At 58.3% G+C, this 18,474-nt stretch carries 15 protein-coding genes; 11 read left to right on the top strand and 4 right to left on the bottom strand.

Annotation, left to right across the window (positions count from 1 at the left end; translation table 11 throughout):
* The first annotated feature begins 74 nt into the window (after positions 1 to 74).
* The 6 genes from BMX07_RS18615 to BMX07_RS18640 all read left to right on the top strand — a co-directional run bounded on the left by BMX07_RS18615 (position 75) and on the right by BMX07_RS18640 (position 4,952).
* Entirely contained in the window at positions 75 to 803 is a 729-nt protein-coding gene (locus BMX07_RS18615) for a recombinase family protein (protein ID WP_090620819.1), read from the top strand.
* Between the two features lie 158 nt (positions 804 to 961).
* Entirely contained in the window at positions 962 to 1,345 is a 384-nt protein-coding gene (locus BMX07_RS18620; RefSeq protein ID WP_090620822.1) for a histone-like protein, read from the top strand.
* Positions 1,335 to 2,825 (top strand): hypothetical protein, encoded by a 1,491-nt coding sequence (locus BMX07_RS18625; RefSeq protein ID WP_090620825.1) that lies wholly within the window; start codon positions 1,335 to 1,337, stop codon positions 2,823 to 2,825. Before BMX07_RS18620 ends, BMX07_RS18625 begins: the two co-directional genes overlap by 11 nt.
* Entirely contained in the window at positions 2,809 to 4,008 is a 1,200-nt protein-coding gene (locus tag BMX07_RS18630; protein WP_090620828.1) for a hypothetical protein, read from the top strand. Before BMX07_RS18625 ends, BMX07_RS18630 begins: the two co-directional genes overlap by 17 nt.
* A gap of 197 nt (positions 4,009 to 4,205) precedes the next feature.
* Positions 4,206 to 4,553: a hypothetical protein gene (locus BMX07_RS18635; RefSeq protein ID WP_090620831.1), complete on the top strand. Its 348-nt coding sequence runs from the start codon at positions 4,206 to 4,208 to the stop codon at positions 4,551 to 4,553.
* Between the two features lie 153 nt (positions 4,554 to 4,706).
* Positions 4,707 to 4,952: a hypothetical protein gene (locus BMX07_RS18640; protein ID WP_090620833.1), complete on the top strand. Its 246-nt coding sequence runs from the start codon at positions 4,707 to 4,709 to the stop codon at positions 4,950 to 4,952.
* A gap of 136 nt (positions 4,953 to 5,088) precedes the next feature.
* On the opposite strand, the gene BMX07_RS24660 is transcribed toward BMX07_RS18640, so the two are convergent.
* Positions 5,089 to 5,229 carry a hypothetical protein gene (locus BMX07_RS24660; protein ID WP_175480204.1) on the bottom strand — a complete coding sequence of 47 codons (141 nt, stop codon included), beginning with the start codon at positions 5,227 to 5,229 and terminating at the stop codon, positions 5,089 to 5,091.
* 177 nt (positions 5,230 to 5,406) lie between these two features.
* The gene (locus BMX07_RS18645) at positions 5,407 to 6,816 is read right to left on the bottom strand and encodes a ParB/RepB/Spo0J family partition protein (protein ID WP_090620835.1); all 1,410 of its coding nucleotides are present in this window, start codon (positions 6,814 to 6,816) and stop codon (positions 5,407 to 5,409) included.
* 151 nt (positions 6,817 to 6,967) lie between these two features.
* Here BMX07_RS18645 and BMX07_RS18650 point away from each other — a divergent pair, with 151 nt between their 5' ends.
* Genes BMX07_RS18650 through BMX07_RS18665 form a run of 4 tightly spaced genes read left to right on the top strand, consistent with a single transcriptional unit; the run spans position 6,968 to position 15,907 of the window.
* Positions 6,968 to 7,810: a DUF1819 family protein gene (locus BMX07_RS18650; RefSeq protein ID WP_090620837.1), complete on the top strand. Its 843-nt coding sequence runs from the start codon at positions 6,968 to 6,970 to the stop codon at positions 7,808 to 7,810.
* Entirely contained in the window at positions 7,807 to 11,490 is a 3,684-nt protein-coding gene (locus tag BMX07_RS18655) for a hypothetical protein (protein WP_090620839.1), read from the top strand. The genes BMX07_RS18650 and BMX07_RS18655 overlap by 4 nt, the downstream gene beginning before the upstream one ends.
* On the top strand, positions 11,487 to 12,068 hold the full coding sequence (locus BMX07_RS18660) for a BREX protein BrxB domain-containing protein (protein WP_013878505.1): 582 nt from the start codon (positions 11,487 to 11,489) through the stop codon (positions 12,066 to 12,068). The genes BMX07_RS18655 and BMX07_RS18660 overlap by 4 nt, the downstream gene beginning before the upstream one ends.
* Positions 12,065 to 15,907, top strand: a complete 3,843-nt coding sequence (locus BMX07_RS18665) for a hypothetical protein (RefSeq protein ID WP_090620841.1) — start codon at positions 12,065 to 12,067, stop codon at positions 15,905 to 15,907. Before BMX07_RS18660 ends, BMX07_RS18665 begins: the two co-directional genes overlap by 4 nt.
* 122 nt (positions 15,908 to 16,029) lie before the next feature.
* On the opposite strand, the gene BMX07_RS18670 is transcribed toward BMX07_RS18665, so the two are convergent.
* Positions 16,030 to 16,890, bottom strand: coding sequence for a hypothetical protein (locus BMX07_RS18670; protein ID WP_090620844.1), 861 nt, complete (start codon positions 16,888 to 16,890; stop codon positions 16,030 to 16,032).
* A gap of 123 nt (positions 16,891 to 17,013) precedes the next feature.
* Here BMX07_RS18670 and BMX07_RS18675 point away from each other — a divergent pair, with 123 nt between their 5' ends.
* The gene (locus tag BMX07_RS18675; protein WP_090620847.1) at positions 17,014 to 18,057 is read left to right on the top strand and encodes a PDDEXK family nuclease; all 1,044 of its coding nucleotides are present in this window, start codon (positions 17,014 to 17,016) and stop codon (positions 18,055 to 18,057) included.
* A 119-nt stretch (positions 18,058 to 18,176) separates the two neighbouring features.
* Here BMX07_RS18675 and BMX07_RS18680 read toward each other — a convergent pair whose 3' ends face one another.
* Positions 18,177 to 18,428 carry a hypothetical protein gene (locus BMX07_RS18680; RefSeq protein ID WP_090620850.1) on the bottom strand — a complete coding sequence of 84 codons (252 nt, stop codon included), beginning with the start codon at positions 18,426 to 18,428 and terminating at the stop codon, positions 18,177 to 18,179.
* Positions 18,429 to 18,474: the final 46 nt, after the last annotated feature.

The following is an 18,474-nucleotide window of genomic DNA, read 5'->3' on the forward strand; positions in this document are numbered from 1 at the left end:
AAAAATCCCAGTCTTTATATCAGTTCCCTCGGTGGGCAGCCGGCAGCCACAACACCACTCAGAACCAGCCAAACATGCGATACCCGACCACAATCTACGCACGCGTCTCTACCCCCGAACAGGACATCGCCCAGCAGAAGGAGAAATTGTGGAACCACGCCATCGACGAACTCGAGATCGAGCCCTCGAACATCGACGTGCTCGAAGACGAGGCCACCGGCAGCAACACAGACCGCGACGGCTACCAAGAGATGATGCGTCGCGTGTGTGAAGGAGAGACCGAACGCGTCATCGTCCGATCGATTACTCGCCTCGGGCGCAATATGCGTGATCTCAACGACGCCGTCCACGTGATCGTCGAGGACAACGGGTGCGGACTCGTCGTCGTCAACGACGGCCTCCACATCGAACCAGAGACAGAGGAACTCAACCTCGAGCAGAAGGCTATCCTCTATGGCCTCTCCTTCGCAGCCGACATCGAACACGAGATGATCAAGCAGCGAACCATCGACGGTCTCCGCGCTGCCGAAGAAGCCGGGAAGCGCATCGGTCGACCGATCTACGGTTTCACCTCTGAAGATGGGAACCTCCGGCCAGACGACGAGGAGTACGAGCAGGCTGTACAGGCAATCGTGGCCAAGGAGGAGCTCGGCTGGTCAGACCGCCGTATCCAACGGCAGATCGGCGTGCCGCGACGAACAGTCCCTCGAGTTGTCGAACGACGCGGCATCTACCTTGGAGACCGAGGCGATGACGACCTTGCCGAGCAGGCACGTGATGATCTGGAGGCGATTGGCCAGTAATCTCGGTATCTGGCCACCCTCCGAGAGGTTGCTCATTCAACGCGTGTCCGCGAACTCCGTTTTGAACCCCGGTTGCCGATCCCGAACGAGACCGATCAGGAAGACGAACCTTCCCAACTGTAGAAAGGCCTATTTGACACCAATGACAGGTAGGAGTCATGGCAGTTGAGGGAGAGGACTCCGAACAAGCAGAAACAGAAGAAAACGATACCGAAGACATTGCACCCCCGGTCAAACCAACCTCGCTGAAGCGATTCGTCAAACAGCACTCCGATATGAACGCCGGCGGTGATGCAATCGACGAACTGCAACACCATCTCGAATTCGTCGCTGAGAGAATCTGGCTCGAAGCCAGCAAGCACGCCGAAGACGACGGTCGCAAGACAGTGAAAGAGCGTGACGTGCAACACGCCATAGACCAGTTCACGGAGCCTCACGATCTGATCAAGAAGACCACGGAGCAACTGGACTGGATGAAACGCAATCTCGACAGGCAGGTTGAACAGTCCATCGTGTACGCCGAAGACAGATATGACGACTGACCAATTCCTCTTCAGGGACGGATACTCCATTCCAGAGAAAATCCGCCGAATCCCAACCGGGAGAATCACAGCGGAAACACCAGAGATTGACTCTCGACTGCAAGACCTCTCACTGTCAGAGAGCGAGGTCAGTCGGATGGGGAAGAACGACTTCTTCGACGAGACCGAGGATCAACTCACCACTCCGGCCTACAGGAACTTCGTCTCCAAACTCTTCGACAAGTACGGCGAGGAGGGCGACAAGTTCAATATGCAGCTCTTCGTCGCCGAGGAATCCCTTTCCCACGAACATCTCGAACGCCGCGTCAATCAATACAACGAGGAACGGATTGACCGCGACTTCGACTCACTCGTAGAACCCATCGTCCTCACCAATCACGAGGAGAACTCCGACTCCATAGACCTACAGTTCCGAACAACGGCCCACCTCGAGGACATCAACCCTGACGACAAGATACCGATCCAGATCATCGAGACCGAGTCCGGCGACACCGTGAAACGGTACGGCTCCGACTATCACATCAAGGCCCCCGCCCGCTACCGAGTTGAGACCCGGGTCTATACAGAAACCGGACTCACCGCGGTGTCGAACTACTCCAAGATCAAGGACGGGTTGAAGACCGACATAGCAAAGACCGTCACCGAGATGGCGCGGAGTAGGGTGCAGACCGGAATCGGAAACACCAGCCGTCTGGAAATGAACGAGACGGAGCTCCTACTCCTCCTGCAGGAGATGGAGGGCGACATCTCAGGGCTCGGTTACACTCTCGAGATCGCCGGAGTGGACACGGCGGACTTCACCGGACAACGGGACGAGGACATGGTTGATACCGATGTCATCCGCGCCGCCGACGAGGCTGGCCAGATCAGGAAGATCAAATACTACGTCGATCACCCCGGCGCAGACCCGGATGACGAGCGCGACGTGATGCTCCGAATCTTCGACGACGGCCACCTCACCACGTCCAAACCGGTACCCTCCGATCTCCTCGACGTCATCGTCCTCCAGATAAACACCATTCGAGGGTACGACGGGTTCCTAACCCCACTGATCGAACTTATCTACTCCTACGTCGGCGCGAAGTTCCGCGGCAAGTCCTCGATGATGCGAAACTCCCACATCTCAAAGACCAACCTTGCATTCAACAATCTCATCGAGGAGTACTTCGAGAAGAATCAGACTCCGACAGAAGAGCTTCGCCTGTACAAGTCGATGATCGCCAACATCGGGATAAAGCTCTGCGACGAAGGCATTCCAAGAACCGCCGACATAGACGAGGTTTCCGAGGTGGACGACTTCTACGATCTTCAAGGCAAAATCGAGGAGTTCTTCCAAGACTACTCGCAACGGTCACTTGGAAAGACGAGCATCGATTACGATGAGCTGTCCAACCACCTAAACCACCTACTCCAACAAGACTGGGAGAGTCCAGTCGAGATCATCGAGTATGCGATAAACCTGTATGATCTTAACCGATGAAGCCGATGTGCTAGAGGAAGCCTTCTTTCGGGCCGACGTTAGCGACGTCACTGCTCTTGAATTTCGGGAGCAAGACCTGATGGACTACGCCGACTTCCTCCACATAGAGCGGGACATCATCCCCGACATCCGCCCGTACTTCTCCATCTCTGAAGATCAGCGGTGCGAGAAGCACGGTATCGCGACTTCCTCGTGCGGCTGCGGCGAGTCAAGGCAGGTTCTGGCTTCGGTCTACCGACTTGACCCCGATTCCCTCGTTGAGGACTGGGTTGACGCGGTGCGCGACAGGGGCATCTTCGACTCCGTCGAACTGGAGCAGATCGACTCCACGAGATACGTCCTGAATGCGTGGCTGGATCGAATCCAGATCTCCTTTCATTGCTTCTTCGACAAAGACGAGATGGAGAGACACGATTTCGAACCGCAGGCGATGGAGTTCGGCGTCTCGTTCTTCGGCGATCAACAGGTAGTTGAACGGGAACACCGCTACTCGTGGCGTGAGTTCCTCAATGACGATTTCGAGGACAACATCACGACGGACGTCAAACACCTGAAAGAGGCCATCGGATCCGATTTTTACGAATACACACCGCTCGAGGACTTCCGTGACCGAGTGCGGCAGAGTCTACGCGACTACTTCGAGGACTCGGGGTACGAGGTGCGGCGCGAGGTGAGCGAGATCTGTCCGGTGGAAACTACGCAGTACGGCATCGACACGGGGAAGACCGACTTCGTGGCTCACAGCGACGGATCGAAGTTCATCGTCTGTCACTGCGAGAAAACGCCGAGCTGGCATGTCCACCACTTCTCGAACGGCCGCATCAAGTCCGCTGAGCAGACTCCGATCATCGAGGATATGACGGAGAAAATCGAGTCCAAGATCAACACGTATCAGGACATCAGGCTGAACAAGCAGACCGCCTCGAGGTTCGTAACCGTTCTCGCTACGTTCTTCTCCATCGGTTTTGTTGTCCTCCTGTTCGAGCGTCTCGGTCTGATCGCGTCTGTTCTGCAGGAACAGTTCCAACTCAGCGGCAACCTGCAGTTGATTGCGTTCGCCCTGCTCATCTTCAACGCCATCGCGGCTATCGCACTCGCCGCTGTTGTCACTCGCCCGTACATCCGCGACTTCCGTTTCAGTTGGAAGATCGAATCTTTCGAGGGCGCACCGGAACAGCGGTGAAGGACGGGAACTGAACGTGGTCATCCGGCTACAACCTACAAGTTGAGCAGCCCCCTACCTCTACACGTGACCGACGAAGAGAACCTCGAACCCATCGACGGTCTTCTCGACGATCTCTGACCTCAGACGACGCATTCGGTGTCCCTGATCGCAGACACCCCGGAAACTCATTAGCTTTCGAGAAAGGACACACGTTAATGGACAGGTACGAACTCGCCGCACGAATACAGATGTGGATTGAGTATCGGAAGAGCAGACTGGCTTGGTGGTACGAGAACCAACTCATCCGATACCGCCCCGATCCCCTGTACTGGGTCTACACGTCCATCGACAGAGAAGTGATCGTACTCACTTACGCCACGTTCGTGGTACTCATCCCAACGCTCCTCTCCTCCAACGGCCATATCCTACCTGCCGTCTTGACGGCCCTCTTCGGCACGGGCGTAACAAGACTTCTCCGAATCGGACGGCGTAAACGACGCAAAGAGGATTTGATAGACAAAGTGAAAGAGGAACTCAAGAACGAAGACTGGCGTCGATGCTGACGCCAAACACCCAGTTTGGTGCCGTCGAGGTGTTCCGCTCGCTGCTATACATTCTTGACGTGGGGTGCGGCGCGAACGCCGGCAGAGTCAATCCGATTCCTACCATCTCGCCGAACAGAAGAACGAAGAGCCAGCCGCGAACATCGCCAACATATGATACGAGGCGGCTCCGATCTCCCCGACGCTCTACTTGCCCTCGTCATCGTCGGCGTCATCGCCTACAGGGGTCTCGTAGCGTTGAACGGCGCCGCCGAGGCCAGTTCGTTCTCGAGGACGTTCCGCTCCACCGCGTTTGCCTTCCTCGACTCAACGGCCACCGCCATCGTCATCGGTGTCGGAGCGGTCGGCACGACCGTCGCTTTCCTCGTCTGGTTCGCGGGTTCAGGACGTGGCCGGTGACCTTGGCGTTCTCGACACGATGCGTTGACAGCAATTCGTAGAACGCCGTGGCGATCGATACTCCCTCGCCGAATATTGACTCTAGAAACCTCTTAGAACCAAAGTGCAACGACATCTCAGATTCCAACGTACCAGCCTACACGTCGTGAGCAAACGCGCCCTGCTCTGTCACGCACAACCGAAGCCGTCCAATCGGTGAACCCTCGTAGGCGTCGCCGATCTCGACGTACTCGTAGAACTTCTCACCACACCTCGGACACACGTCCGTGTCGGTCATACACACACAGTCACGCCACCGCGCCAAAAACGCCGGCCCTCGCCACGTCCGCGTAAACCACTACGCGTTAACGAGACCGTGCCTTCCCGCTCGAAACGTGAACCACAACACTCCGAGAACAAACCCGGTCGCGTACGACGACACCGAGAACGGGCCTGACTACCAGATATTTCGAGTCTATTCTTGCTTCTTGTAGACTAAGAAGTACGAGTGGTTCTTTCGGGCCCGGCGCTGTTCATACATCCGACCCACAGTTGGAGTATCTGGTCGGACAACGACGAACAAATCCCGAGCGTGGAAGCCCATCTCCTCGTAGATATTCGTCACCTCAACGTGGGTAAGACGCTGCTCGTTCCGACTGACCTCATCCTGCATTTTCGCTATGAGGAGACCATCATCACGTAGCACACGACGGGCTTCCTCTCCAGCCGCCGCGTACATCTCGAGAACAGCATCGTGGTAGGTCGCTGACTGTTCGCCGGTCGTCCCGACATAGCGATCCTTGATCCAGTAATCGTTGTCCGACGGCTTGTCCGGCGTTTCGTAGAACCCTTCCGCGTACGGTGGATCGAGGACGACGCAGTCGAACGATGCGTCGTCATAGGGAAGGTCTCGACAATCGACCCCGTCTGTAGAGTCTGGTGATCGCGAGGGGTCGATGTCCGTCGCAGTCAGCTCGTACTTCCCTGACGGGACTTGACGCCAGAAAACCCCCTCTCCATAGGTAACGTCGGCTATCGCTGAGCCGGGCTCGACGTGCAGGTCAAGTACCTCGGGGAAGACCTCATCGTTCGTTCCCTTATGCGCTGAGAGAATGGCGTCTTCTGCCGCGACGCGTTCCGGTTCTTCATCATCCGAGGACGAATCCTGCTCCTCTTCGTCTGAACTCGAAGTCCCGTCCTCGTCGTCAGACTCTGTCTCTGTTTGAATTCGGTCGCGAACCTTCTGGTACGCACCGTAGACGGACTGCTCCTCGCGGTCGAGTTTGTCGACCTCATGTTGGGCGACGGTATCTCCATCTTGAGCGGCATCCCAGACTGTCTTCGCCATATCGTACGTGCGCCCGGAGCCGAAACCAACCGTATCGGCGACCTTGTCTCGCGTCTTACCGAAGTCGTCGTCGGGCGAGGATGTCTCTTCGTCACCTTGTGAAGAATTTTCCACGATGTCCGTACGCGTCCCCTGTCGTTGGCGCGCTCGCTCGCGCTCAATTCGTTCTAGCTCCTCTGCCTCTCTGAGCTTCTGGCTAAACGACTTGTCTCGGCTCTGGTTGTGAACGAGGAGTCGCTCCTGTCGCTCAAGGTCTGTCTCTAAGCGGACGAATCGAACGGGAACTTGCTCCAACCCGACTTTCTTTGCAGCCTCCGTGCGTCGATGTCCAGAGATGATGGTCGGTTGATCGGCGACCTCCCCCGCCTCTGGTTGGGGATCGACGACGATTGGCTCTACAACACCGATGTCTTCGATGCTTGATAGTAGTGCCTCGTCAGGGTCTGTACGGTCGCCATATACGTCATCGTTCAACGGATGTGGTTCGAGAGAGTCCGGATCGAGATATTCAATCTCCGATGGCACCGCCTCAGCCATTTTTCAAATAGGTGGTGATGGGCTCCCAATAACTGCTTCGTCACAAACTTAGCACTCTTCGAAATCCGGGGATGGCACGCACCTACATCTAAAGTCTCCTCGATTCGTTTTTCCCTATCAACTAAGTGGTGTGGATGGTTCGAGACAAAGTATGACTCTCCGCACCGACGGAAGGGGAACTTCCCTACCGTCGCTCGACTCGACATTCTCTCACGAAGAGGTGTCGATGGCGCTCACTAGATGCGGGCTTCTCGTAGAACGGGCAGAGACGCTCGCTCGGCTGTACGCCCAACATCGGGACTGGACAGTCGTCGAAGAGCAATGGCTCGAAGAACGGTTCGACGAGCGTAGTACGCGCGGCAGTTCGAAGGGCATCTATCGCGCTCTCAGCTCGCGATTCAAGACAGCGGGAAGCGAACTCCCCTCGATCGTCCAACTTCCGACGGTCTTCGATCAATGCGAGGCGAAACGCGATAAGGCGCAGGTACTGTACTTCTACTTAGTGGAGGACGACCCTCTCGTGAAGTACATCGTCCACCGATACGCCAATCGGCTTCAGGAGTCCGGCGTCGACGGGCTGGACTTCGAGCAGGACACAGTTGAACGCCTTCTGAACGAATTCCATTACGACGATGGGAGCGAGTTTGATTACGCAGAATCGACGACGCGTCGGTGGGGCGAAGGACTCCGCTCTGTGATGCGAGAGATCGACGTTCTCGAGACACAGCAGGCATTACAGGGCCAGATTCCCAATATCGGGACGACACCGTTGCTCGTCGCGTCAGGTTACTCGTGGGAGACCCACGGCGATGACTGGCTTTCCCAGCCGACTGGCTGGCTCTACCTCTTCCAATCGGAACAGTACTGGGACTCCTTGGCCGAACGAGTGAGCGACGATCCGAACTGGGAAGCGAGCGGGATTCACGGTGAACTGAGACTCCAGCCGGTCGTTGATACATACGACTGGGCCGAACCATGGGAGGGCGAAGTATGACTGACGAGAGCTGGTTCGCTGCCGATGTTGGGAGCGATTTCGAGGAGTCCGTCCGCATCGACCGCGAGGATGACGGTCGCGATCATCGACTGGAATCGATCGACACCTACCACGTGACAGAGGAGTCGAAGGACTTCATGTCCGACTTCTTCTCGCGTCTGCTCGGCCGTTCCGAGGATATGCGGTCGGGCGCGAACTACTGGCTCTACGGATACTACGGGAGCGGAAAGAGTCACCTTCTTAGCGTACTTCGCGGGCTTCTGGATAGCGAATGGCTTCGACAGCGCGACGATGTCTGGGAGCAGCTAACCGACGGTCGTGAGCTGGAGACGCTCGAGTCCACGTGGTCGTCGATCCACGATGATTACGAGGTCATTCCAATCTCGGTGAACCTCCTGAAGCATCAGGGTCAGAAGAAATTGAGCTTCAGCGAGATCGTTCTCCGCAGTGCCCACACGTCGGAACGGCTCACCGGTGCCGATGGAGGGCTCTCGTCGCAACTCGACGTCGCCTTCTTCGAGGACTGGTATCGGACGACCGACGCGTGGGATGATCGGACTGCCAACACCCAAACGGCACTACGGAGTACGGTTGACAGCCCCGAGAAGTACGACTGGGAGGATGTTCAGCAGTACAACGCTCTCGCGGATGCCGTTCTTCCCACACTCTTCGAGCAGGAGACCGGCACGGCGGATGGTCTAGACGACCTGATGCCGTCCGATCTCGACCCCCAAGCGATGGTCGAGCGCCTCGAACAGTTGCGGAGCAACCGCGAAGAGGAACTCGGACGCCCGGTCAAACTCGTACTACTACTCGACGAGGTCAGTCTCTTCATCGGGACGGACTTCGACCGCCTCACCGAGTTACAGACCCTTGCAGAGAGCGTCGACGAGACCGGTGACGGCGACATCCAACTGGTGGCGACGGCACAGGCCAAAATCGAGGACGTCCAGCCGCAGTTCGCGGCTCGCGGGGCCGACTTCAGCATCGTCAAGGATCGGTTCCCCCATCGGTTTGGCCTTCCGAGTCGGCACGTCGGCGAAATATCGACCCAGCGGTTGCTCAAAAAGACGGTAGATGGGAAAGAGGACGCAGAACACGTCCTCGACCGAACCAGCAACGAGCCCGAGACGTTACTCGTGTACTCGGGCATCGAACAGAACACCGAACCACCGCTCGACGACATCGATCGCGAGCGCCTCGTCGAGTTCTATCCGTTCCTCCCGTATCAGCCACCGCTGTTCCTCGAGATCCTCTCGAACCTCCGGCAGGAAGCACACGACCCGGCGAAGTCGATCTTCTCGGGAACCGCACGGGCGATTTTGGCCCTCGTTCACGGACTCCTCCAAGAGTGGATAGAGGCGGGCAACGAGACCGACGTCATTTCGCTGGTCGACTTCTACGACCTCATCGAACCAGAACTCGATGACATCACGCCACAGGACGTGGGGGTCATCGAGGAGATCGAGGAACAGTACAAGGCAGGCGAACTGGAGGAGATCGACGTGGATGTCGCGAAGGCCGTGTTGCTCCTCCAGCACATCCCAGATACGATTCCGATGTCCGAGCGAAATCTCGCAGTCGCCGTGTTGAGTGACCTCGACGGCCCGACTCAGTTCCAGATGGAGAACCGCGTCGAGGATTCCCTCCAACGGCTTCGGAAATTCATCCGTCCCACGCATGACGAAACGGGGCCGAAGTATGCGTTCACTCATCCGGAAGAGCGGGAGATCATCGAAGCCTCCGAGCAGAACCTCGACAACCCGGACTGGCAGTCCATCATCGAAGCCGTGGACGGGTATCTCTGGGAGGACATCGTGCGCGACCTCTCCCTCCCGACATCGGCTGAGTACCCGGATACCGGTGAGCAATATCCTGTTCGCTACGAATTCAGTATCGACGGGATCGAACTCGATACGACAGTCGATGCAGAGGACGCACTCAATGTCGAGGTCGCCGTCGAAGGGATTTCTCCCGCCGCAGCAGACATCAGCTACGACGGCGATCCGCTCGAATGGACGATCGGACAGGATGGACTCGACGATCTCCGTGATAGTCTCATCGAGTGGTGGTCGCTCAGAGATGCCGTCGGAGACCACACGCTCCCACAGTCCGTCGAACGTGACCTCTCCGACCGCGCAGCTCGCGTCCAGAGCAAACTCGTTGAGGCGCTCAAGAGCGGGACGTTCGACGTCAAGGATCGCGGCGATCAGATCGGGGGCATGGCTTCGGGAGTCGAGGAGTATCTCGACGTCAACTACCCCGACGACTTCCACCCCGTTATGCTGCAGGTCGGCGACGAGCACTTACAGGAGCTCCGTGGACTCTCCGCACAAGACCCGCTCCCTACGTGGGCCCAGCAGATCGATGTCGCGACAGAAGACCCCGAAACGCACGAGGGGTCGATCCAGAACAATGTGCGCGCCTTCACTGGCCGACAGTTGAAGCAACGCGGCGGGAACCTCGCGATGGCGACGATCCTCGACGGTATCGTGAAGAAGAAGCCGATCTACGAGGACGCTCGCCCCGCGCTGTGTGCGATTATTTGGGGCCTCTGCCGGAAGGGAGACTTCCTGCCCATCGACGAGACAGGTGACTCCCTCGAACTCGACGACGTCATCGACCTGAACAAACTGACGACGACGCGTCTGAAGATTGCGAAAGGTGACAGTGTAGGAAAGATCCTCCGCGAGGGAGGATTTATGGACTCGACGGAGACCATCCCGGACGGAATCGTCAGGCTCCAGTCCGCGAACGACACGCTCGCGGGTCGACTCGGTAGTCTCGTGGAAGACGTCAGGCTGGTCGCCGAGAGTGACATCCAAACGCGCGCCGTTCGCAACCTCCTCGAGTCGTTTGTGGAGGCGCTCGAAGACGAGCAGCAGAACGCAATCGACCGAAGGGAGGCCGTCAAATCACGTGACACCGACTGGAAGGACGTCGTCGAAGCAACCAACGACGCTCGGGAGTGGTACGACGACGCCGAGGAAGTGTGGAGTTTGCGCCTTCCCGCACTCACGCGAATCGATTCGCAGTTGACTCTCGCCCAGCAGTCGTACGACTGGCTGACCGAAGAGTGCGAAACGGCCAGCCAGACGCTTCGCGACAGCATCAACGACTACGAGGGCGAGTGGTGGACACACGATGGCTGGGATCGGTTCAACGACGCCCAAACCACCTCGCCGGCGCTCGACGACGCGATCGAGACCGCGTGGGACTCGTTCCGAGCGGAAACTGAGATCGATGTGTTCGTCGACGAGTTGCAGGAGCATCCGTGGATTCGGCCCGCGAGCGAGTTCGGTTCGAACGTTCGGCCGGCCTTCGAGAGCGAGTACATCACACCGCTCCGCCGGGCCGCATCGTGGCACGAGGACATCTCGGACGCGGTGTCGACGGTGATCGGCGGAACGACCAACACCGAGGCTGACGACTTCATTCGAGCGACGAACACACTCCTCGACAGCGAACCCCTCACTGTGGTTGCCGGTAGCGGCATAGAGGAGTTGCGAGGTACGTTCGAGGAGCTACAGACACTCGTTGGGGATCAGTCCCCCACGGACATCACGGCGATCGGGGTTCTCCCGTCGGATCGCGAATCGCTGGACTCGGAACTGGAACGGCTCGTCGAACGCCATGACCTCAGTATCGAGCGGACTGAAATGGGGGTGATCATCCGATGACGACCAAACGTCCCTTCCACGACTTCACGGAGCGGCTCGCACAGTTCGCCGACGGACGACGCGGCATCCGAAACCCATTCGTGATCGTCCCCGTCCAACCGAAGTACGAGCGACGGGTCGCCGAACGGCTCACCGAGTGGGCGACGAACCCGCATCGTACCGAGGAGTTCCCGGATGACGGAACCGTCCAAGTCCTCCGGCTGGACGAACTGTTCGTCGAAACCGACGTCTTCGAACTCGCGGTCGACCTCGGCGAGAACAGCCAACCGGCGACGATCACCGAAACGATGCAAGACCGATTAGCCGAGGAACTCGTCGCGGTTATGGTCGAGAAAATCGACGCCCCAGCCCAGCAGCGACACGTCGTTCTCCTCACGCACCTCGGGAGCCTCTACCCGTTTACGCGTGCGTCGGAACTGCTCGACGAACTCGACCGCCGCAACGTCCAGTCTACAATCGGCATTCCGTTCCCCGGAGACATCGTCGGTGGGAAACTGAGCTTCTTCGGCGAGGAATCGCGCAACTACTACCCGGCCCACCAGATCGAAGGTCGGGTTGAGGGGGTGCATCTCCAATGAGCGACACACACATTCACGACATCTTCCAGCAGTCACCGACCCGCGAACTCGAGGAAGTCCAGAAGGTCAACGCCCGAGCGCGGGCCGAAAACGACGTCCGCGAGTTCTATGAGACCGACAGCGCCCGCGATGTGCTCACCACGCTCGGGAACCTCGTCGACAAGTATCCCCACGAGGAACCGCGCTTCCTCTACATCTCTGCGACGTTCGGGTCGGGGAAGACGCACCTCCTGAAGCTCATCGGGTTCGCTGCCGACACCGAATCGGAGTTCGCCGACCTCGGCGAAGAGTTGGCGAACAGATGGCCGGGCTTCCAATCGTTCCGACAGAGCGTCGCTAACTCTCACGTCGACCGGCTGAAACCCGTCTTCCTGAACCTCCTCAACCGGGACGCGTCACAGGAACCGCCGCTCCCCTACCTCATTTACGAGGCGATCGGCCGCGAACTCGGGTATCCCACCGACCCGAATTGGCTGCTTGAGTGGGCGTGGCAGCTCGACATGAACCACGGTGACTGCTGGGAGCGACTACAGGAAGTCGAGCACGACGGACAGACGTTCGAGGATGTGTACGACGAGCGGGCGTCGCTACGGAGCTGGCTCTACGACGCCGTTCCGACACTCGATGACTCACCGTACGCGTCACGGGAGGAAGTCAAGCAGTCGATCGACGACGCCATCGAGGAAGTCGATCCCGATGAGTTCGACCCCGACGAACTCGTCGACCGCATCGAAGCGGCTCAAGAGTCGCTGAGCACGCCGGAGACCGAGACGGAGTTGCTGATCGGGCTTGACGAGGTGGCGCTGTTCATTGGTGATGGCCGCCACCGCTACAGAGAGTTCCAAGAAACGATGGAAGCCCTGACGGAGCTGGGCGTCGGGCCCAACCCGCCAGTCATCGGGACTGGACAGTATCCGATCGAGCGTATCCACGGCGAGTTCGACGATACCGAAGTCACGGAGCAGCCGTGGTACGGCGCTCAAGAACCGCTCGAGGGTGCCGACACCGAGATCATCGTCCGAAAGCGGTGGCTGCAGAAGGACGCCGAGGGTGGACAGGCCGTCGAGTCCGCGCTTCGGGAGATGACCGACCTGACACTCGACGCGTACTCCGATATTGCCGGCGCCGACCCGGACGCAGTCGAGTCGTACCCGTTCCGCGAGTACGATCTCGGATTGCTCCGGACGGTGATTCAGCAACTGATGCCACGGGGACGCGTGACCGAAGAGGAGTATGTGCAGGGGCGGGCGTTGCTAATCCTCGTCCGCTCACTGTTCACGCGGTTCGAGTGGGGAGACAAGCAGGTCGGAGCACTCGTCACGTGGGACGAGTTGTACGACCTGCTGGTGGAAGAGACGACGTACATCCCGCTATGGGTGCAGGAGATGGTCGAGAACAAACTCGTCCCCTCAGCTGGCGGCGACGAAAGTGCGTTCTCCGTCCGCGTTGCGAAGGCGCTGTATCTACTGAATCAGGTGCGTTCCGAGGTGCCGTCGACGCCGGCGAACCTCGCCCGGCTGATGGTCAAGTCAACTCACGAGTCGTTCGAATCCGTCCGAGGAGATGTCGAATCGGCACTCTCCGACCTCCTCGAGGATCGGAAGGTACTGACGGAGACGAACGACCGCGGCGACGAGGAGTACCTGCTGGTCTCCGAAGAGCAGGAGGACATCCTGACGCGAGCGAAGACTCGCGCACAGCAGATTCCGTCGCATCGACTTTCGGCCAAGTTGGAGAACTCCATTCGGGAGGGAAGCAACCTCCTGCTCTCGGAGGGCAGTCGACACGAGGTCGATCTCGAGGGGGAGCGCAAAGTCCCGCTCCGTTTCGGCTACTCTGTTCTCGACCCTATCGAGCAAGCACCGACGCCAGAGTTTGACGCCGTTCGTGTGCGGCTGGTCGCGGGCCGCGACGAGGAGGTTAGCGATCAGGTTGATGCATGGCAGTCGACAAACGAGGGGCGGGATGGAGGCGAGCACGTCCTCGTCGCCGTCGAGCTACAGGGATCGACGATCGACCGCCTCCGGGACGTGATGGGCATGCAGGAGGTGCTGTCAGAGGAAACGGAAACGTATCCGGACTTGGAGTCCGACCACCGCGACGAACAGCGGGCGCTCGAGTCGGCGATTCGCGAGCAACTCGAGGAAGCGGACGTCTACGTCCGAACAGGCGGGACGAGAGGGCGATACGGAGACGTGATCGAGCAAGTCGTGGAAACGCAAGTACGGTCTGTGTTCAGCGGGACGCGCTTCGTCCTAACCAACGGGATCACGGAAGTCGAGGACGCCAAGCAGATGGCGCGGTTCTTCCGCGGCGTCGACGACTGGCCGCTTTCGAGCGAGGACGCCGTCACGCTCGGTGTGGATACTGACCGCGCCGAACTCGCCGACGGCTGGTGTCAGGAATTTCTCGACGAGTACGAGGACACCCAGTCGCTTCGTGCCGAGGATTTGCTTACCCAGACTGTCCAGCGCGGAGGCACATATCGCGGGACACCGCAGGAATCGATCTCAGCACTGTTGATCACGCTCGCAACGGCCAACAAAATCGCGTTGCGCCGTGACGACGAGTACATTACCGAACCGGACGAGATCGGGCGAGCGGTCAGAAACAAGACAAACCTGACCGACGTACAGATTCGGTTCGAGTCACTGGACGGAATCGATCCAGACCAGATTCAGGAGGCCGTTGAGACGCTAATCGGTGAGGAGCCGGACGGAACCGATCCAGATGCGTGGCTCTCGGAGTTGGCTACATGGGTTGACGAGAACAGCGTGCTGGTGAAACGCGTCTTGCGAGGCGTCAGCAGAGAGTTCGGCGAAGGCGCTTCGCTGGACGAACTTGAGAGGGCTCTCCAGCCCGCACTCGGGGGCGAATCTCTCGAAACAGACGACTTTGCATCTGACGAAATCGCACGGCAGTCCGAGCGTTTCGCTCGGGCAAGAGGACTCTTCCGGTCGGTCGAGGATGACGACACCCTCTGGGAGCAGTTCAGCCAGCGAACGATGGAGATGCAGCAGCTCTACCCCGGTGCGGACATCACCGGGGAGATGCAAGCGATCGTCGGCGGGGACGAAGTGCCTGATGCCGACCGGCTCCGAGCAACGATCGACGAATCCGACGCTCACAGACGAACTGTCGTCCGCGAACAGTACGAACGCATCACGGGAGAGTCGCCGCCGGATGAGGAACCCGAGAGCGTGGTCTCCAGTCTTGCAACGTGGCTCTATGCTCACGATGGGAGTAGCAAGGAAACTGCCGACCGCGTCGCCATCGAATTCGACGGTGTAACCATCGACGATCTCTACGAGCTCTTCGAGACGGCATGGAACGGTGATTCGTTCTCGGAAGAAGACCTCGTCGACCCGACGGTCGTTCAGCAAGCCAAGCGGTACGAACGGGCACGGCGGCTCCTCGAAGATTCGGGTAGTGAGGCCTCGCTCTGGTCGCAACTTCGCGACGCGTCGAGACGACTCGAGGACGAGCGTCCGAATCACCCAGTCACGACCGACGTGAACGAGATGCTCAGTCGATCGCAGCCGCCGAGCGTTGACGACGTAGAGCAACTTCTCGATAAAGCAGAGAACCCCTTCGAGGTCAACGAGCGGCTCGAGGAACTTGCCAGCGAACTGCAGTCCGAGTATCCCGACCACGATCTCACCCAAGAGGTCGTCGATGCAGTAGAGGGATCCAGCCCTCCGAGTAAAGAACGGATGGGTGAATTGATCGAAGATGCCGAGCAGTTGCTCGACGGTGTTGACGAGCAGCTGCGGCGGATTCGAGAGACCATGGATGAATTGCCTGATGACTCTGTGGTGATGATCGAGCTGCTCGACTGACGGCCTGCTGTTGCAAAATATCGAACTCATTTATATTCATTTCGTAATTACGCAACACAGAGAGGCCATCACGGTCGAAAACGACGTACTTGTCCGAAATCATCTATGAGAATCAGGTTGGCCTATCGTGTATCGAGATAATCCGGCGGATCATCGCGGAACTCCCTTAGCCACCGAAGTGCAGCCTCTGTCTCGGTGAATTCCTCTTCGTGAGTTCCTGCACCATCGCGCCATTCGTCGTCAATACGATACCGGTGGCTCACGGTCAGAATCGTCGTGTCGGGGTGATCTGTTCCCCCTACGCGTTCGAGGTACCAGTCAGGCTCGTAACGCCGAAATACGGCCACATCATCCGTTTCCTCCTCAACTCGCGTTAGAAGCCGGTCGAGGGCTGTACTCCGGGACGCTCTCTCGAGGTGCGCCGTGATGCTCGTAGCGATCCGCTCGCCATGATCGTACCTTTCGAGATTGAACTCCTCGTCAACGGCGTTCTCCACGTCGCGAAGGTGCTCTAACAGCTCCGAATCGAGGTCTCTGATCCACCTCTCGATGTCGCCCACATCAGCACTCAGCTCGATCAAGACCTCGAACGAGGAGTCATCACGAGCAGCAAACAGAGGTCTCTCGTTCAGTCTGAGAGCACCTCGAGAGATCAACGTATCTCCAAATACCTGTACGACCGGAATATCCGACGCTCGAAGCTGGCGTTGCAGGCTAACGATGTCGTATGGGGGTGCTTCATCGACTAGTTCTACGCTGATCGAGGCTAAGGTTCGTCTCGAATAGAACTCGCTCAGCCGTGGATACGATGCTCTTGTTCGGACGTGGATGTCGATTTCGCTGATGGTTCGCAGATTCACAGGGTCGGGGAGACGGGAGGCCGCCTCGTCATTTAATTTAGCTTCACTTCGATAGAGGGCTGCTCTCGCTGAGGCCCCTATCCGAACCGGAAACCCGACGACCGAGCGAAGAATCCCCTTCATCTTTAGCTACTCCCGGTCGAGAGTTGTTAAATCACGGTGAACGTCTGTCGACCGGTTCCACGCATTGAATAGTACTGGTGGCTCCAAAGGATTATCATGCGTCTGTGAGACTATTTCGACATCATGCTTAGAGTCGGAGACGAAGAAGACGTTTCCACATTAGAGACGGTCTCCCTGAAGGACGAGGGGTTTCGTGAGGACGACCTCCGGGAGTGGATCATCAATAGTCCCGAGAGCATCCTCGGTGAGGACTTTCGGCTTATCGGTCGGGAGATTTCCGTGAAGCAGATCGGCGATGGCATTGATCTCCTCGCCATCGACCGAGACGCCAACGTCGTCGCCATCGAACTCAAACGAGGCGCGCTGAAGCCGAAGGTCGATTTTCAGGGGCTCAAGTACGCCGCCTACACCTCGCACTGGGATTACTCCAAGCTCCGCGACCAGTTCGAGAAGTTCAAGTCCACGACGTGGGGGCGGACGCTCTACGAGGAGGAGACCACGTTTACCGAGGTACTCGACGAGTTCTGCAACGAGGACTACACGCTCAATCAGGATCAGCGAATCGTCTTCGTCGGTGAATCTGTCCGCGAGCGGCTGGACATCGTACTCCGGTGGCTTAGCGACAGATCGATCGACATCTCCGTCATCGAGTTCCAGCTCCTCAAGGACGGCGACCGGCTGTATCTTGACGCAGAGCAGACGATCCCGACACCAGAACACACCGTGACGGACGTAAGTCCCGACACCTCTGACGAGCCGTGGAAGGAGGACGGACAGAGTTGGCACCTCAACGAGCGTTCAAACGAGGAAACAGCCGGTTTGCTGGAAGACGTCACAGCCGCGCTGCAGGAACTGGAGTTCCTCAACGGGCCGGAGTGGGGGCAGAAGCACTACGTCGCGTTCAACAAGGGCCGAAAACGTCGCATCGCGATCCGGACGAAGCGGACGCTGTTCCACATCGACCTGTACGACGTCGATACGGCGTCGCTTGATGCTGCAGAGATTGCGGATGCACTCGGGATCGATGCCGAGTCGGTCGCAGTCAAAGAGGATATGCGGGGCAGTGGTCGAAGCGGAGTGAGAATCACCTGTAACCCGAATCAGGAGATCGATTTCGACGCGCTTGAATCTCAGGCTCGGGAGATACTCGGCGAGACTACCGAGTGAGAGAGGGCAGCAGAGACCGCAGCTCCACTCTTTTCGAACCTTGACCCAGCACCGGGTCGGCTTTTTGCTGTGTCTGGCTTCTGTTCACGGAAGGCGCTTAGATTGCTGCGCTGTGGCAGTTAGAACCCGCTATCGTCGGCGAGTTCCAGAACTTTCGCCCCCACGATAACGATCAGCGCGATGATTGAGAAGAACCCTGCAAGCTCGAAGAGCGCCATCGGGTTCTCTACGAACCACCAGAAGATTGGTTCGAGAAACTCGATCCCGTAGAAGTCCGCGAGTATCTTCGAAATCACCGCTCCGAAGACCACAAACAACAGTAGATACAGAAAGTACCGGAGCTTCCGAGGGCCGGCGAAGTCATCAACCATACCTAAGCATTCAAGATCAGTCGTAAATATTTCGTGGAGAACCACC

The sequence above is a fragment of the Natrinema salaciae genome, from assembly GCF_900110865.1.
In the GTDB taxonomy this organism is placed as follows: Archaea; Halobacteriota; Halobacteria; order Halobacteriales; family Natrialbaceae; genus Natrinema; species Natrinema salaciae.

What these genes read in the sequence shown, in the direction of transcription:
- BMX07_RS18665 (WP_090620841.1), top strand. Translation starts at nt 12,065, where the DNA reads ATGAGCGACACACACATTCACGACATCTTCCAGCAGTCACCGACCCGC.
- BMX07_RS18655 (WP_090620839.1), top strand. Translation starts at nt 7,807, where the DNA reads ATGACTGACGAGAGCTGGTTCGCTGCCGATGTTGGGAGCGATTTCGAG.
- BMX07_RS18660 (WP_013878505.1), top strand. Translation starts at nt 11,487, where the DNA reads ATGACGACCAAACGTCCCTTCCACGACTTCACGGAGCGGCTCGCACAG.
- BMX07_RS18640 (WP_090620833.1), top strand. Translation starts at nt 4,707, where the DNA reads ATGATACGAGGCGGCTCCGATCTCCCCGACGCTCTACTTGCCCTCGTC.
- BMX07_RS18630 (WP_090620828.1), top strand. Translation starts at nt 2,809, where the DNA reads ATGATCTTAACCGATGAAGCCGATGTGCTAGAGGAAGCCTTCTTTCGG.
- BMX07_RS18645 (WP_090620835.1), bottom strand. Translation starts at nt 6,816, where the DNA reads ATGGCTGAGGCGGTGCCATCGGAGATTGAATATCTCGATCCGGACTCT.
- BMX07_RS18675 (WP_090620847.1), top strand. Translation starts at nt 17,014, where the DNA reads ATGCTTAGAGTCGGAGACGAAGAAGACGTTTCCACATTAGAGACGGTC.
- BMX07_RS18680 (WP_090620850.1), bottom strand. Translation starts at nt 18,428, where the DNA reads ATGGTTGATGACTTCGCCGGCCCTCGGAAGCTCCGGTACTTTCTGTAT.
- BMX07_RS18615 (WP_090620819.1), top strand. Translation starts at nt 75, where the DNA reads ATGCGATACCCGACCACAATCTACGCACGCGTCTCTACCCCCGAACAG.
- BMX07_RS18625 (WP_090620825.1), top strand. Translation starts at nt 1,335, where the DNA reads ATGACGACTGACCAATTCCTCTTCAGGGACGGATACTCCATTCCAGAG.
- BMX07_RS18670 (WP_090620844.1), bottom strand. Translation starts at nt 16,890, where the DNA reads ATGAAGGGGATTCTTCGCTCGGTCGTCGGGTTTCCGGTTCGGATAGGG.
- BMX07_RS24660 (WP_175480204.1), bottom strand. Translation starts at nt 5,229, where the DNA reads ATGACCGACACGGACGTGTGTCCGAGGTGTGGTGAGAAGTTCTACGAG.
- BMX07_RS18650 (WP_090620837.1), top strand. Translation starts at nt 6,968, where the DNA reads ATGACTCTCCGCACCGACGGAAGGGGAACTTCCCTACCGTCGCTCGAC.
- BMX07_RS18635 (WP_090620831.1), top strand. Translation starts at nt 4,206, where the DNA reads ATGGACAGGTACGAACTCGCCGCACGAATACAGATGTGGATTGAGTAT.
- BMX07_RS18620 (WP_090620822.1), top strand. Translation starts at nt 962, where the DNA reads ATGGCAGTTGAGGGAGAGGACTCCGAACAAGCAGAAACAGAAGAAAAC.